Origin of the sequence: Eudoraea adriatica DSM 19308, assembly GCF_000382125.1 — a bacterium.
Lineage (GTDB): Bacteria > Bacteroidota > Bacteroidia > Flavobacteriales > Flavobacteriaceae > Eudoraea > Eudoraea adriatica.
Window position 1 is genome coordinate 617,104 of record NZ_KB907546.1, and the last position, 15,467, is coordinate 632,570.

Below are 15,467 nucleotides of genomic sequence, written 5' to 3' on the forward strand. Positions count from 1 at the left end.
GTTGTATTCAAATGATGAAATGTAAGCTTCTCTAGTTATTTTCGTTGGTTTTGATCCTCACTCCGTCTTCATCAATTTTCATTTTAAAGGAATCCCCGTCTTCTTTGATATCAATATCTACACCTTTACCGTTGATTATTATTCGACCATTTTCATCTTCTTCCTCATTTTCTTCCAGGTCTTCCGGACAATTCAGACATTTTAGCACACCATTATCCTGCATAAGCCATTGATAATCAACAATATTACTTCTATAAATATCTTTATCATATTGTGTTACTCTTCCTATATGGCGCCTGGCAGATTCATCAAATTGTATGACACTATTTGATGGGACAAAAACGGTTACCCTTACTTCCTGATCCCTTACTTTGTTTTTCGCTGCTGTAGTATAAAAATTGTCCAGCAATAGGGCATTAGCCTCTACGGCATAAGTGTAATCAATTTTGGACGCCCTGTTTTTTGCACTTTCAAAAGAACTTCCGTCCGCGTCTTTCCGAATACGAATGTGAGCCAGAGAATCTTCAGATTTTTTAATGTCAAACCTTACATCATCGTCAAATAACAATTTATCTCCTTCTTCATTGTAGGTTAAAGTCATTCCATTTATCCCAACTTTTTCGCGATTTTCGTAGAGATCACTGGCTAATAAACTAATGCGCAAAGTATCAACCCCTTGCGGAAAATGCAGATCTTCTTTAATTGTAGTTGTTCCATTAAAAGCATGGGCTGAAACCTGTTGAATTCCAAGAACGCTTAACCCGATGATTGAGAGAAGCCATAATCCCAATAAAGAGAATTTAGCTATGTTTCCAATGGACTGAAGGTTATTAACCAGAATTTTCAATCCGAGGTATAACAAAAAGAAAAATGGAATGCCAATAGCAAAAAAGCACAATAATGAAACAAGCCAAACCGGTGCAGAAGTGGAATTTACCATATCATAAAAGTCAATTCCGGGGATATGTACAATATCCAATATTCCTACGGTAAACAATCCTATAAAGAGACCGATTAGAGTTGCTGCTCCTATTATGATTAATAAGATCCCAATAAATTTTCCAAAAACTTTGAATAGGAACATGATAATGTCGCCAAGGGCATCAAAAAACGTTTTGCCACTGCTTTTTACCTTATTGCCTACTTTTTCATAATCTACACTTTTCACCTTATCTGCAACATCATCAAAACCCTCCTTCACTTTTCTTTCAATATTGCTTATGTTTACGGGTTCACCCCTCATATCTAATTTCTGAGAGGTGGTTGCAGCTTCCGGCACTAAAATCCAAAGAAGGATATAGGCAATAAACCCAAACCCTGTAAAAACGCCCAGGATAATAAAAATAAGGCGTATCCAGATGACATCAATTCCAAGATAGTGTTCCAGCCCGGCACAAACTCCGCCAATATATTTGTTGTCAATATCTCTATAGAGTTTTTTAATTTTTGGACGAGATTCCGCACTTCTTCTGGGTTCATCTTCAAAAATATCTTCATCTACCATGTAGTCTTCAGGTTGCCCCATGATGTTGATGACCTCGTCCACCTCTTTGAGGGTGATGACCTGCCGGTCGTTTTCCATTTTTTCCTGGAAGAGTTCAGCTATCCTGGCTTCAATATCAGCAATGATTTCATCGCTTCCGGCTGTTCCGGAAAAAGAGCGCTTTATTGATTCCAGGTAGCGCTGTAATTTGTTGAATGCTTTTTCATCTATGTGAAAAAGTATATTTGCGAGATTTATATTTACTGTTTTATTCATTATTATTTGTTTTTAGTATTGGTAACCAAATTAACTGCACTTCGAAGTTCATCCCAGGTTATGTTTAACTCTTTCAGGAATACTTTACCCGTTTCTGTAAGTGCGTAATATTTTCTTGGGGGGCCGGAGGTGGATTCCTCCCAGCGATAATTCAGCAAGCCGGCGTTCTTTAACCTGGTAAGTAAAGGATAAATTGTGCCTTCAACTACCAGCATTTTTGCATCCTTAAGGCTACCCAGAATTTCGGACGCATACTTATCTTCTCCTTTTAGAATGGAGAGTATGCAATATTCCAAAACTCCTTTCCGCATCTGTGCTTTTGTGTTTTCTATGTTCATAATATCATAATTCTGTTTTGTGCTGCTCCACCCGCTACGGTTTTAATTCAGCATCTGGTTAACTGTTCGTTTTTTTGTTTTTCATTTGATGGTGATTGATAAATAAACTCTTTTTTATTGATGAATAACTTCCATTCTGCAGCGTGATTAGTGCTGTTTATTATTTTATAAAATTTATCGTAATTGGATATTTAAAGTACTGTCCTTCATTTGTTCTCAAGGTGGCTAATATGGTATAAACTATATTTATGATAAAGAGCGCAACCTGCAACATGCCGGTAATTCCTATGGGCAAAAGCCACCACCCTAAACGCATGTTTTCTCCTAAAAAATGAAAATTGATATTGTTGAATTCATTGTAATCGCGAATATTCAAAAGTCCGCCTTCGAAAATGCTCGGTAAAAAACCCAGCACAAAAGGAACGGTTATGATACCAAGTATAATAGAGTACAATAAGAGGCTGATTTGAAAATTCAGGGCCTGCTTGCCATTGTAGTCTACGAAACCGTGTTCCTTCTTATTTCCTATCCATAAGACCAATGGCAAAAGAAAGTTGCCAAAGGGAATAAAATACTTGCTTAGTGTTGATGCATGTATAACTGCAGATAAATTTCTTTCGTGTTTGGTCAATGTCTCTGTCATGGCATATTAGTTTCTTATGCAAATATATAGCTAAAAGAAGGTATTATGCAAAACATAGTACTAATATTTAACAAATAATTAACATTAATTAGTTAAAATAGAATATGTATTTTTACCTCATATATATAGTCTAATGAGCCTAAATCCCGGTAAATTCAATCTTTACTCATTTTTCAAATTGCCATCGGCCTGGTGGTGCGGGGTTCGACTTAAATCTTGCGATGAAGAGAATGCAGTGGTTACCGTAAAACACAAATGGTTTAATCAGAACCCGTTTAAATCTATGTTCTGGGCTGTACAGGGAATGGCTGCTGAGCTTAGTACCGGGATTATGGTAAGTTCACAAATAAGGGACAGTGGTGAAAACATTTCCATGCTTGTAGCTAACAATAAAGGTAATTTTTCGAAGAAAGCGACCGGTAAAATTACATTCACATGTAAGGATGGAAAGAAAATAAAGGAAGCACTGGACCGGACTATCGCAACAGGGGAAGGGCAAACCTTTTGGATGAAATCTGTGGGTGTAAATGAAGCCGGACTTATAGTTTCTACCTTCAACTTTGAATGGACAGTAAAATTGAGAGCCTGATACATTTAATAAATTTGGGATGTTGTTGTAACATTTTAAAATTTATTTCAACTAACAATTGACACTAAAAACCTATAAAAATGAATGCACACGAAATTGACTACCACATATACGGCGAAGAAATGCAGTATGTGGAAATTGAACTGGATCCTCAGGAAGCTGTAGTAGCCGAAGCGGGTAGCTTTATGATGATGGATACGGATATAAAGATGGATACTATCTTTGGGGATGGTTCCAACCAGGATAACAGTGTACTTGGTAAAATATTTTCAGCAGGAAAAAGAATTTTAACAGGGGAGAGCCTGTTTATGACGGCCTTTTTGAATGTGGGTCAAGGTAAAAAAGAAGTTAGTTTTGCTTCGCCATATCCTGGTAAAATTTTACCAATTGATTTATCTGAGAAACAAGGGAAATTTATCTGTCAGAAAGATGCCTTTCTATGTGCAGCCAAGGGAGTATCTATTGGAATTGAGTTCTCCAAGCGCCTGGGAAGGGGTCTTTTTGGTGGTGAAGGGTTTATTATGCAGAAACTCGAGGGTGATGGGATGGCTTTTGTGCATGCAGGAGGAACCATGGCCAGGAAGGAACTAGGGCCCGGTGAAATTTTAAAAGTGGACACCGGTTGTATTGTCGGATTTACAAAGGACATAGACTACGATATTGAGTTTGTTGGAGGAATACGAAATACTGTATTTGGTGGCGAAGGTTTGTTTTTCGCTTCTTTGAGGGGCCCCGGAACGGTCTATATCCAATCCTTGCCTTTTAGCAGGCTGGCTGGCAGAGTTTGGGCTGCAGCACCAAAAGGGGGAGGTAAAGACAAAGGCGAAGGAAGTATATTAGGAGGATTAGGAGATATCCTGGACGGGGATAATCGATTTTAAATAAACACCAATACAACCGGAAGCGCCAAACGGATCTCCTAATGAATTTTAAAAAGCTATTTGATTTCTTAAGGGAACTGGAGCAAAACAACTCCAGGGTTTGGATGGATTTCAACCGAAACCGATACAGGGAAATTCGTTCAGAATTTATTGACTGGTTAGATGATGTGGATGATATCCTGGCGGATATTGACAAGCATTATTATCGCACTCCCGGGAAAAAGGGCATAAACAGGATTAACAACAACCTGATGTATCACCCGCATAAACCTGTATACAAGGATCACTTTGGTGCAGGTCTGGATAAAGAACCGGGCACCGGAGATTTCTATGTTCAGATTGGCATAAATGAATCTTTGCTTGCAGGGGGTATTTGGCGGCCAGAGCCAAAATCTCTTCGCAGTATTAGAGACGCAATTGATTATAATGGGGAAGAATTAATAGAAATCATCAATAAAGATTCATTTAAAAAAGCTTTTGGTTCGCTGTATATTGACGAAAAATTGAAGGGTGCTCCAAAAGGTTTTAAAAAGGAACACCCTTACATAGATTTATTGAAGCATAAATCTTTTGCCGTAGTTTATCCACTTTCTGAAGATCAGGTATTAAGCAGTGATTTTAAAGAAATTGTAATCAAAGTATATAGAGAAATGCTTCCCTTTAGAAGGTACTTAAATAAGGCACTTACCGTTTAAACAAATTATTGAGGATATTTCAACTTATATAAGTCGGGAAAAAGTGAGTAAAAGCAAGATTAGAAATATTAATAAAGACATTTTATCAGATAATTGGTACACCTTATACAAGTTCACCTATGAATATCAAAAGGAGGATGGTAGCTGGGAAAAGCAGATTCGGGAGTCGTATGATCGCGGAAATGGAGCAGCAATCCTTTTGTATAATAAAGATCGGGGAACAGTTATTCTTACAAAGCAATTCAGAATGCCCACCTATGTAAATGGAAATCCCTCAGGTATGATGATAGAGGTTTGTGCCGGGGTACTGGACGGGGCTAAGCCGGAAGATTGCATTAAAAAAGAAGTAGAAGAAGAGACCGGTTATCGTATAGATCATGTACAAAAGGTATTTGAATCGTATATGTCACCGGGCGCCGTAACGGAAATACTTCATTTTTTTATCGGGGAATACCGGGAACATATGAAAATAGGCGACGGCGGGGGTGCAGAGGATGAGACCGAAAATATTGAAGTTCTGGAGGTTTTGTTTGATACTGCCCTCAATATGATCACAAATGGCGAAATAAAAGACGCGAAAACCATAATGCTCCTGCAATATGCACGCTTAAATAACATAATTTAGTAATTATCACGCAGCCATTCAAAGACAGACTGCATTTGTTTTTTTATCTCCGAAACAGAATTCTTAAAATGATTGTTCATAAAACTGAATATCAGGGTTTTTTCTGATTTAGTTATTAAATAGCCACTTATATTATGATTATTTCCCAGTGAGCCCGTTTTAGCGTAGATATAGGGTTGAGGATTACCCGGGTACCAATTCGCTATTGTACCAGATTCTCCTCCCTGAGCAAAAAGATTGAATAGTCGTTCCTTGGGAATCTCCTTATACATGGCATTCAGAACATATACCATTGATTCAGGGCTAAAAAGATTATACCTCGAAAGTCCGGAACCATCTACCCACCTGGGCGACTGTTTTAATTCTTTAAGGTGAGTTTTAAGCATGTATTCTATAGCAATTTGTGTGTTTAAGGTATCTGATAGGGTAGAGGAAGCCGTCAGAAGTAATTGCTCAGCTAAAAAATTATCGCTTTCCTGCATCATTCTTTTATTTATGCTGTCTGTATTTATTCCCGAGAGTATCTTTTTCTCTTTGCAGGGCATTTTTGAAACCAAGGAGATTTCTCTGCCGATGGCAGCTTCTAAAAGTCCCTGAATGACAAGACTATCTGTTTTAAAAGGAATTTCAAGAGTGTCTTTAATTGCAGGATCGTAATAAAAAGAGTTCGAATCAATTTTGCGGTTCCTTGTGTTTTTTAGCAGGCTTACATTCGACCTGAAATAACCGGGAATTACTTGTAAACTATCTGTTTTATAAATAGTTACGACATTTCCAAAAATAGGCAAGCCACTTCGTTCAGCAGCATAATAACCGTCATAATCTTCCCAGGCCCATCCGGGCCCGAACCTGGTGTCAGTAAAGTTGTTCAGATTTATGGAGATATTTTTATAGCCCTTTAAAAACCGGATAACAGAACTATCTTTTAAAAATGGATGTAAAAGTGAGGGATTACCTGTGCCTTCTAAAAACAACGTATCGTTTACATTGCAATATTTTATTACCGGGATATCTTTGGCAAGGAGCAATAGGGAGGTATACAGCGTAAATATTTTTGTATTACTTGCCGGAGTAAAATATTTTTCACTGTTATCTTGGTACACTGTATCCCCGGAAATTGGATCATAGATCATTATTCCCGAAAAATGATTTCCAAAAGTTTCAGGATTCAATGCTGTACTTATGGTTTTATCCAATTTTTTGCTTGCTGCACAGGCTCCGATAAGTACTGTTAGCAGGATTAAGACGCAGTTATTTAGGATTCTTTTCAATTTAAATCGGGTACTTGGTTAGAGAGATTTAAGTTTTAACATGAAATTATCCAATTTTTAACGGAAACCATACAATATTGTATACCATTTTTTGGTTATTTTTGAAACAACAGTCTAATTAAAACAAACTCTTAATATGGCAAAATCTATGTTGGAGTATTATAAAACAGTACTCCAAAAAGTAAGTTTTGATGTAAAACTCTTTAGTAAAGAACTTAAAAAAGCAATTTCTAAACTATTGCCTGATGAAATTGAAGAGTTGAAAGCCTGGTTGCAAGTCTTTATATCAGATAAACCAGAGCTAAAACCCACACTAATTTATTTAAAAGTATAACCCATAAGCCACCCATTGAGGTGGCTTTTAATTTTTATGGATGGGACTAATTATTTTCACATCCTGAAAAGCAATTGCTCCCCGCACAATTCCGGAAATAACTTCTTTTAATGCTCTTGTAATCTGAATTTTTAGTTCGCTTTTGTGGTAAATAAGACTTACTTCTCTCGCAGGAGAAGGGTTATTAAAATATTTTAAATTTTTCTTTCTTTTCTCATCCAGTTCCAGTGTATTCAGGTATGGCAAAAGGGTCATTCCCATATCTTCATCGGCCAGGTTTATCAGGGTTTCAAAACTACCGCTTTGAAGCTGAAAATGCTCATCTTCATAGTTTTTAGGGGTTTTACACAGATTAATTACGCCATCTCTAAAACAATGCCCGTCTTTCAATAATAAGATGTCACTAATATCAAGATCACCCGGATCCAGCCTGTCTATTTCTCTAAGTCTGTGATTCTTTGGGACATACCCTACAAAAGGTTCATAGTACAATGGTCTTTCTATTATGTACTCTATTTTCAGAGGTGTGGCGGCAATCGCTCCATCTAAATGCCCCTCCTGTATGTTTCTGATAAGGGTTTCTGTACTTTGCTCTTTAATTATCAAATTAACCTTAGGGTACTTGTTGATAAATGTTTTAAGAAACATGGGTAGCAAAGTGGGCATAACCGTTGGAATAATGCCCAGTGTATACTCACCTCCAATAAACCCTTTTTCCTGATCAACTATATCCTTGATTCTTTCTGCTTCATTGACTATGTTTTTGGCCTGTGCAACAATCTTTTGACCGGCTTCTGTTATGCGTATCGGCTTCTTGCTTCTGTCAAAAATAAGCACGTCGAGTTCGTCTTCAAGTTTTTGCACCTGCATGCTCAAAGTGGGTTGGGTAACGAAACTTTTTTCGGCAGCCAGTGTGAAATTCTGGTACTCCGCCACCGCCAAAACATATTGCAATTGGGTAATGGTCATCTACGATAATTTTGCGTAATACAAATATAAGAACTATCAATAAAATTTATACTAAAAGGGATAGATATTTATTAATTTTATGACAAATAAAGAAACCATGATGAAATTAAACAGTATTGGCCTGAATGCAGAGAAATCAAAGGCATTAAGTAAAGATTTGAATAAGTTGTTAGCCAACTTTCAAACGTATTATCAGAACCTAAGAGGGATTCACTGGAACATAAAAGGGAAAAGTTTTTTTGACCTGCATGTTAAATTTGAAGAGCTATACACCGATGCAAACATAAAAGTAGATGAAATAGCTGAACGAATATTAACTCTGGGCGAAGTACCGCTTCACACTTTTGATGATTATTTGAAAAATTCAAATGTCCCGATAGGAAAAGATGTAACCAAGGATGAAAAAGCCATTAAGTTGATTATTGATTCTATAAAAGAGCTTCTGATTATTGAACGTAAAATTTTGGCAGATTCCGATGCAGCTGATGATGAGGGCACAAATTCAATGATGAGTAGTTTTATTTCTGAACAGGAAAAAACCGTTTGGATGATGAAAGCCTGGTTGGCGGAGGAGATTTAATTTTAATTTTTTAATTGATACTGATAAATAAAAAGGCCCGCATGCGGGCCTTTGTTAGTTTTATCAGGATTTAATAACGAAGTTTCAATGCAAGATCGTTACCGCCTACTTCAAACTTTACATCGTGGAAGGTTGGAAGCCCCATGATTATTTCACTGCCACTCATAGCATAACTTTCATTTGGCATTCCATTATCCTTGAAGTCCATTCTTTGATTTTCATTTGTATCATGCATGGATGATATTGCATAAGTACCGGGCTTAACATCTTCAAAAACGAAGGAAATACTCCCTGTCTTTGCGCTGCATTTGAAATTTTGAATTCCGGGGCCTTTCATAAAAGTATCCCGAGTATGCAGAGCTGCCAGGATTTGCCCCTCATTAGTTGCGACATTTTCAACAGTGACTGTAAGGGTCACACTTTTTGTGTCCTGCGCGCTGGCGATTATCGCCGTAATAAATAAGCTTAAAAGAAGTGCTAAAGTTTTCATGTTGCTGTTTTTGATGTTAATGATGGTACAAACTTCTTAAACCTTACATAGATCTCTGAATATTATAAACCCAACTGTAGAATATAAGGCGTGAATTGTGTTCATTTTTTACATGCTTCAATTCAACTTATTTAAAAGTTAATTTAATATTCTGGTCTATTCGAAGGCAGGAATGATGCCCAAATTTGCATCAATAACTCATAAGTATTTTTGCCGGATTCTTATGGGCCACAAGTGCTGATATAAAAGAGTAATCAAGTAAAGAAACTATTAGGAAACAATAACCTAAACCAGGGTAATAGTGCATTCAATTATTTGGACTATCCAAAGGAGTCTCTTTGTCCTGAACAATTAAACAGAGGAATCCTGCAATGATCATTGAAACCCCTCCAATTATCAAAGCATATATAGAAACATTACCAAAAAAAGACTTTAGCATGAAACCGAGGATCCCTGCCGCTACAATTTGTGGAATGACTATAAAGAAATTAAAAACTCCCATATAATACCCCATATTGTTGGCAGGCAAGATGCTGGATAGCATAGCATAGGGCATGGATAAAATGCTCGCCCAGGCAATCCCAACACCTATCATGGATACAAGCAATAAGTTAGGATCAGAAATAAAATAAATTGAGATCAACCCAATTCCTCCGATAACCAGTGCAACCAGGTGTGTCATCTTTCGGCTTATTTTTTTAGCTACAACAGGTAATAAAAAGGCAACCAGCGCTGCGATGCCATTATATATGGCAAAACAAATTCCAACCCAATCTGCCCCCTCATTGTATAATGCAGAAGTAGTATCTGAAGTTTGGTAAACATGACTTGTTACCGCTGAAGTTGTGTAGATCCACATAGCAAATAATGCAAACCAGGAAAAGAACTGAACAAAAGCAAGCTGCACCATAGTTTTGGGCATTTTAAAAATTCCCATAAAGGACTCCTTAAGCCCTGTGAATACGCCTTTCTCTGCATTCTCGTTTTTGAGTTTTTCAATATCATCGGGAGGATATTCTTCAGTATTGAAGACGGTCCACATAACGGCGGTGAAATAAGCTATCCCCCCCAGGTAAAAAGACCATTTTACCGAATCCGGGATGCCGCCATCCGCGGCTATATTTTCTATCCCAAACCAATTGGTCATTATAAAGGGTAGGGCAGAGGCAATAATGGCACCTAAACCAATAAAAAAGCTTTGCATGGCAAATCCACCTGTCCGTTGTTCATTGGGCAACATATCACCTACAAAAGCCCTGAAAGGTTCCATACTTATATTGATTGATGCATCCATCAGCCATAGCATAATTACAGCCATCCAAAGTGCCGTTGAGTTTGGCATAGCAAACAAGGCGATAGTGGCAAGGATTGCTCCGATAGCAAAGAAGGGCCTTCGCCTTCCCCATTTCCGGTGCCAGGTCCTGTCGCTGTAGTATCCAATAATGGGTTGTACCAGAAGGCCGGTTACCGGTGCTGCCAGCCATAGAATTGGCAATTCATCCTTAGATGCACCCAGTGTTTCAAAAATCCTGCTCACATTGGCATTTTGCAATGCAAAACCGAATTGGATTCCCAGGAATCCAAAACTCATATTCCAGATTTGCCAGAAAGTTAATCTGGGTTTGACTGAGCTAATAGAAATTTGCGACATTTTAATTGGTTTAGTTAGGAGTTGTTCGGCTAGTTATTAAAAATAGGTTTTTTTTTATCAATATCAATAGTTGCTATTTTGAAAGGTACAATAGAAATTATTACGTAGGATATAATATATACCTGAGACGTTTTGAACACTTCCACAAGGATTCAGAGGCAGCTAAGAACAAGGAACTTGTCCGCCTTTGGAAGATTACAAATAGCTATGTGAGGCAAGGCTATTGTTTGTTTAATTCTGAATTAATTAGCTTTACTGTTGCTTCCATATCTTCTCTTATTGGGACATAAAAAGAGCGATTAGCCGCTATTGATGTTATTTGAAAAAAGTATAAACTATTGAAAAAATGTAATGACTTAAAAAGTTCCTTATTACTCCTGTTTTCATATATTGATTCCCAATTAGAATCGCTTCCGAGTTCTTCTAAATATCGTTTATAATTTGCCTGATTCCTAAAGTGCTGCATCATTTCGAGTCGGGGAATATTTATTTCATTTTCCTGATGGCTAATTTGTTCTAAAGAACTTTCAAAAGAGGCGAGCTTCTGCTTTAATTCCTGATTCTGTATTAGTTTTAAATTACCAGAGCTTATGATTTCTGTTAGCACTCCAGTGCTTGGAGTATAGTTTACTTCACTTGAAAATGTTTCAAAAAAATAATTTACTACAACCTTTTCAGAGATGGTATCAATAACATTTTTCTGAAATAACCCAATTAAGTTATCGACTCCAACAATTATGTTATTGTTTAAGGCAATAGTTTCGTCTAATTTATTTTTGTTGGTCTTAAATTCTTCTTTAAGGGCAATCAGATACGTTTTTTCAATTGATCTTTCCTGCGTATAAATATTTTGATTATTGATTTGCAGCGCGATTAGTATTCCAACTACAACCAGCACAATTTCTCCAATTGCATAAATCAGATATTTACTGAATTTATTCTCTGAGAGTAGTTTTTGTCGAATTTTTCGGAAGAATTTTATCATTGGTTTTCTTTTGTACTAATGAAGTCTAAAATAGGAGTAAAGCGCTTTTGTAGTGTCTGAATAATCAATTAACACAGGTACTTATGGTTAAACCACCTGAAAATATAAAACTGCCTTATTCTGAATTGAGCCAGACTTTTTCTATCAGTGCCCTGGTTGCTTGGATGCCTTCCGGCTCGCTTAGATTTTCACCCTCATATTCTATCCCTATAAAACCATTAAATCCGGAATCCTTTACTATTTTAAGCAATCTTCCGTAATCCAGAAAAGTTTCATTGCCATGACTGTCAAAATTGTAAGACTTGGCGCTTACACCTTTTGCAAAGGGTAAAAATTCTGTAACTCCTTCATAAGGATCATACATTTCCGTGCACTTGTCATTCTGCGTGCTTCCCCATTTGGCATTGAGACACCAGTTTCCAAAGTCCGGTAAGGTTCCTAAATTAGGGTGATTAACTTCTTTTATTATTGAGGTTATAAACTTTGCGTCAGACGTATGCAGGCCATGATTTTCAATCAGTACGTTAATATTTTCCTTTGCACCGTAGTCACATAGTCTTCCTAAGCCATCTGCCAGGGTTTTCTTTAGCGTGCTTTTATTCCCCTGTCCGAAGGCATTAACTCTGATGGAGTGACATCCTAATAGTTTCGCAGCCTCAATCCATTTGTAATGATTTTCAATGGCCTGTGTACGCTCTTTGTCATCGGGGTTTCCAAGTTCTCCCTCATCATCAACCATGATCAGAAGGTTATTTACTCCTGCATCATTCGCTCTGCGCTTAAGTTGATTCCAAAACTTTTCATCTTCCCCGTATTCTTTATAAAACGCGTTTACATATTCTACGGCATTGATTCCATATGAGTTTTTAGCGATATCCGGAAAGTCAATGGCATTTAATTCACCTTTGAAAAAAGCCCTGTTTAAGGACCATTGTGCAAGTGATATCTTTGGTAAAGCAGATTTTAAACCTGAATTAAATGCATCCATATCTGTAAAAGGAGACATAAGAGCTGCGCTGCCAAGTACAGTTTTTTTAACAAAGGATCTTCTGGATTCCATCGGGAAATTATTCTAATTGAGGATTTTCAGACCTCTTCGATACAATTTCAACCAGCCAATAAATCAATTGCCCCAGGCCACTGACAAAAATGAACAATAAAATCCACAACAGCAGCATATGCCCTTGTTTAAGGTTGGGATTCTGTACGGCGTGTACTATAAAGAACACCAGACTTGAAATGGAAAGCAGTACCACCAAAAAAATCACAATCATGAAAGAACCTATCCATTCCAAAATCAGCTCCGGGGGTTTATCATGAGCCTGCTCCAATTCAGGGATATTATTGAGTATTGAAAAAATAAAAATAAAATACGCCAGCATCATAATAAATAAAATAATAATGGGGGATAATGCGAAAAAGGCCTGCCAGTATTTATTGTGTATCATTTGTCAGTTTTCCAGACCTTTAAGATAGTCATAATTATATACTTTTTCGTAAAAAAAATATATGTAGAAAATCTTAGGGATTAGTCTTTTTTATACTTTTCAAACCAGGCCAGCACACTTGCTATCTTTGCAACAAGGTTACTTGGTTTACTGGCAATACCGTGAGATGCCCCGGGAATTCGTACCATTGCCGTTTCTACTTTTTCCAGTTTAAGTGCGGCGTAAAACTGCTCGGATTCGGCAATTGGAGTTCGGTAATCTTCTTCTCCTGTTAAGAGCATGGTAGGTGTTGAAATATTTCCCACATAGGATAGTGGAGATCTTTTGAGGTAGCTGCTGGGATCTTCCCAGGGTTTATTTGGAAACCAGTATTTATAAAAGAATCCTACCCCATCTGCGTAAAGAACAAAACTATACCAGTTAATGACCGGTTTGGCAACAACTGCTGCAGCAAATCTATCTGTTTTTCCAATAATCCATGCAGACAAAACTCCTCCGCCACTGCCGCCCGTAACAAACATATTGTCTTCATCCACAAAGCCTTTGCTCACTACTTCATCTATACCGGACATAAGATCGTCATAGTCATGGTTAGGGTAATCATGATGAATTAAGTTGCCAAATTCCTCACCATAGCTTGTACTGCCTCTGGGGTTTGTATATAAGACTAAATAACCCTTAGCCGCATACAACTGTATTTCAGCTGAAAATACCGATCCGTAACTTGCAAAGGGGCCACCATGAATTTCAAGAATCAGAGGATATTTTTTAGAAGGATCAAAACCGGGTGGTTTTACCAGCCAACCCTGTATCTTTCTCTGATCAAAAGAGGACTCCCACCATAGTTCTTCGACCTCTGCAACATTTCTATAGGAGAACAGATCATCATTGAGTTTAGTGATTCTCTGAGTATTACCTTTATAAAATGCCCCTAAATCAGCAGGATGCTGTGTGCCGCCTAAGGTATATGCAAATTTATTATTATTTGAAACAGTAAAAGCAGCAGCATTGTAAGGCCTTCCTAAAGATAAACCTCCTAAATTTTCGAATAAACGAGTTACTTTACCAGAGGTAGAAATATAACCTGCTTTCGTATCTCCCTTATCATCGAATTTAAAGTACAGCCCCTTCCCATCGCCGGACCAGCTAATGTTCTGAATATCCCGGTCAAAGTCTCCCGAGAGAAGTCTCGAATTTGTACCGTCTGCATTCATAAGGTATAATTGTGTTATCTGATATCCCTGATATCTATCATCATATCCTGTATAAGCAATCTGTTTTCCATCCGGGGATAGTGCAGGCCCATTATCCGGACCCAGCCGATCTGTAAGGGGTTTAATTGAATTATTGGCTATCGTAAGTTCATAAATTTCACTATTCCTCGTATCAAATTCATGGTTTTCATGAAGGTTGGCCGAGAAATAAAGTTTTTGGTTGTCCCCGGACCAGATTGGGGAGCCGTGATTATATTCTGAAAAAGTTAGCTGACGTGGTGAGCCCCCATCTGTAGATAAAATAAAAATTTGGTTATCACCACTTTTGTAATAGCCTTTGCCATCGCCGCGGTAGTTCATGTCATCTATATATACAGGCGGTTCGTTCCATTTGGCACCTTCCGGTTTATTTGGCAATTTAATAAGCGATTCCGTTTTTTTTGGAACAAACATTGTAAATGCCACATGTGTATCATCATGAGACCAGCTTACTGTTCCTGGTGGTGAAGCCGTATTTGTGAGGGCTGCATATTCCTTTGTATCCAGCCACATTATAAAAAGCTTGAATTTATCATCCTGCATGTTCGACTTAAACACAATTTTAGTACCATCATGAGACCAGCGTGGAGCAAGATCATTTTGGTTACCATTCGTCAGGGGCCTGTTTTGAGAGCCGTCAAAATTTACAATCCATAAATTTGAAAGATTCTTGTCGGTCATAATATCCTTGAAATTCCTCACATAAATTATTTTTGTTCCATCCGGAGATATTTGCGGATCAGATACATATTCCAAACTAAAAATATCTGTGAGTTCGAGGTTGGTTTTGTGCTGCCCGTAAGCAGTACCACATAGTAAGAACGTAATAAAAAGAATAGATAATGTGTTTTGCATGATAGGTGAGTTGTAATTCCCGGTAAATTAATGAAGAATGTTGTAATGCCCTAATAAAGGGTTTAAAGTATTTTCCAGCTTTATAATTAAAGGATAGTTAC

17 protein-coding genes are annotated in these 15,467 nt (G+C 37.5%); 6 read left to right on the forward strand and 11 right to left on the reverse strand.

Annotated elements, in window-relative coordinates:
• Window positions 1-31: 31 nt before the first annotated feature.
• The 3 genes from G504_RS0102990 to G504_RS0103000 all read right to left on the reverse strand — a co-directional run bounded on the left by G504_RS0102990 (window position 32) and on the right by G504_RS0103000 (window position 2,740).
• A complete protein-coding gene (locus G504_RS0102990; protein WP_019668653.1) occupies window positions 32-1,759 on the reverse strand; it encodes a PspC domain-containing protein in 1,728 nt (575 codons plus the stop codon).
• 2 nt (window positions 1,760-1,761) lie between these two features.
• On the reverse strand, window positions 1,762-2,097 hold the full coding sequence (locus G504_RS0102995) for a PadR family transcriptional regulator (protein ID WP_019668654.1): 336 nt from the start codon (window positions 2,095-2,097) through the stop codon (window positions 1,762-1,764).
• Between the two features lie 160 nt (window positions 2,098-2,257).
• The gene (locus G504_RS0103000; RefSeq protein ID WP_019668655.1) at window positions 2,258-2,740 is read right to left on the reverse strand and encodes a DUF4870 domain-containing protein; all 483 of its coding nucleotides are present in this window, start codon (window positions 2,738-2,740) and stop codon (window positions 2,258-2,260) included.
• A 133-nt stretch (window positions 2,741-2,873) separates the two neighbouring features.
• Between G504_RS0103000 and G504_RS0103005 the strand changes: the two genes are divergently transcribed.
• From G504_RS0103005 to nudK, 4 genes are all read left to right on the forward strand, one after another.
• Window positions 2,874-3,329, forward strand: coding sequence for a DUF4442 domain-containing protein (locus G504_RS0103005; RefSeq protein WP_019668656.1), 456 nt, complete (start codon window positions 2,874-2,876; stop codon window positions 3,327-3,329).
• An 80-nt stretch (window positions 3,330-3,409) separates the two neighbouring features.
• Window positions 3,410-4,210, forward strand: a complete 801-nt coding sequence (locus G504_RS0103010) for a TIGR00266 family protein (RefSeq protein WP_019668657.1) — start codon at window positions 3,410-3,412, stop codon at window positions 4,208-4,210.
• A gap of 41 nt (window positions 4,211-4,251) precedes the next feature.
• Window positions 4,252-4,905, forward strand: a complete 654-nt coding sequence (locus tag G504_RS0103015; RefSeq protein WP_019668658.1) for a DUF2461 domain-containing protein — start codon at window positions 4,252-4,254, stop codon at window positions 4,903-4,905.
• A 43-nt stretch (window positions 4,906-4,948) separates the two neighbouring features.
• Window positions 4,949-5,530 (forward strand): GDP-mannose pyrophosphatase NudK, encoded by a 582-nt coding sequence (gene nudK / locus G504_RS0103020; protein WP_019668659.1) that lies wholly within the window; start codon window positions 4,949-4,951, stop codon window positions 5,528-5,530.
• Here the strand turns inward: nudK and G504_RS0103025 are convergent.
• Window positions 5,527-6,726, reverse strand: coding sequence for a D-alanyl-D-alanine carboxypeptidase (locus G504_RS0103025; RefSeq protein WP_240473019.1), 1,200 nt, complete (start codon window positions 6,724-6,726; stop codon window positions 5,527-5,529). The two genes, nudK and G504_RS0103025, sit on opposite strands and share 4 nt — an antisense overlap.
• A gap of 211 nt (window positions 6,727-6,937) precedes the next feature.
• Between G504_RS0103025 and G504_RS0103030 the strand changes: the two genes are divergently transcribed.
• Window positions 6,938-7,135 carry a hypothetical protein gene (locus G504_RS0103030; protein ID WP_019668661.1) on the forward strand — a complete coding sequence of 66 codons (198 nt, stop codon included), beginning with the start codon at window positions 6,938-6,940 and terminating at the stop codon, window positions 7,133-7,135.
• Between the two features lie 27 nt (window positions 7,136-7,162).
• Here G504_RS0103030 and G504_RS0103035 read toward each other — a convergent pair whose 3' ends face one another.
• On the reverse strand, window positions 7,163-8,104 hold the full coding sequence (locus G504_RS0103035; protein WP_019668662.1) for a LysR substrate-binding domain-containing protein: 942 nt from the start codon (window positions 8,102-8,104) through the stop codon (window positions 7,163-7,165).
• A 100-nt stretch (window positions 8,105-8,204) separates the two neighbouring features.
• Between G504_RS0103035 and G504_RS0103040 the strand changes: the two genes are divergently transcribed.
• Window positions 8,205-8,684, forward strand: a complete 480-nt coding sequence (locus tag G504_RS0103040) for a Dps family protein (protein ID WP_026348358.1) — start codon at window positions 8,205-8,207, stop codon at window positions 8,682-8,684.
• Between the two features lie 70 nt (window positions 8,685-8,754).
• Here G504_RS0103040 and G504_RS0103045 read toward each other — a convergent pair whose 3' ends face one another.
• The 6 genes from G504_RS0103045 to G504_RS0103070 all read right to left on the reverse strand — a co-directional run bounded on the left by G504_RS0103045 (window position 8,755) and on the right by G504_RS0103070 (window position 15,366).
• Window positions 8,755-9,174: a DUF2141 domain-containing protein gene (locus G504_RS0103045; RefSeq protein ID WP_019668664.1), complete on the reverse strand. Its 420-nt coding sequence runs from the start codon at window positions 9,172-9,174 to the stop codon at window positions 8,755-8,757.
• A 307-nt stretch (window positions 9,175-9,481) separates the two neighbouring features.
• The gene (locus tag G504_RS0103050; protein WP_019668665.1) at window positions 9,482-10,765 is read right to left on the reverse strand and encodes an MFS transporter; all 1,284 of its coding nucleotides are present in this window, start codon (window positions 10,763-10,765) and stop codon (window positions 9,482-9,484) included.
• Between the two features lie 280 nt (window positions 10,766-11,045).
• Window positions 11,046-11,810 carry a DUF6090 family protein gene (locus G504_RS19065; protein WP_019668666.1) on the reverse strand — a complete coding sequence of 255 codons (765 nt, stop codon included), beginning with the start codon at window positions 11,808-11,810 and terminating at the stop codon, window positions 11,046-11,048.
• Window positions 11,811-11,925: 115 nt separating this feature from the next.
• Entirely contained in the window at window positions 11,926-12,870 is a 945-nt protein-coding gene (locus G504_RS0103060; RefSeq protein WP_019668667.1) for a sugar phosphate isomerase/epimerase family protein, read from the reverse strand.
• A gap of 7 nt (window positions 12,871-12,877) precedes the next feature.
• A complete protein-coding gene (locus G504_RS0103065; RefSeq protein WP_019668668.1) occupies window positions 12,878-13,258 on the reverse strand; it encodes a hypothetical protein in 381 nt (126 codons plus the stop codon).
• 80 nt (window positions 13,259-13,338) lie between these two features.
• The gene (locus G504_RS0103070; protein WP_019668669.1) at window positions 13,339-15,366 is read right to left on the reverse strand and encodes a S9 family peptidase; all 2,028 of its coding nucleotides are present in this window, start codon (window positions 15,364-15,366) and stop codon (window positions 13,339-13,341) included.
• Window positions 15,367-15,467: the final 101 nt, after the last annotated feature.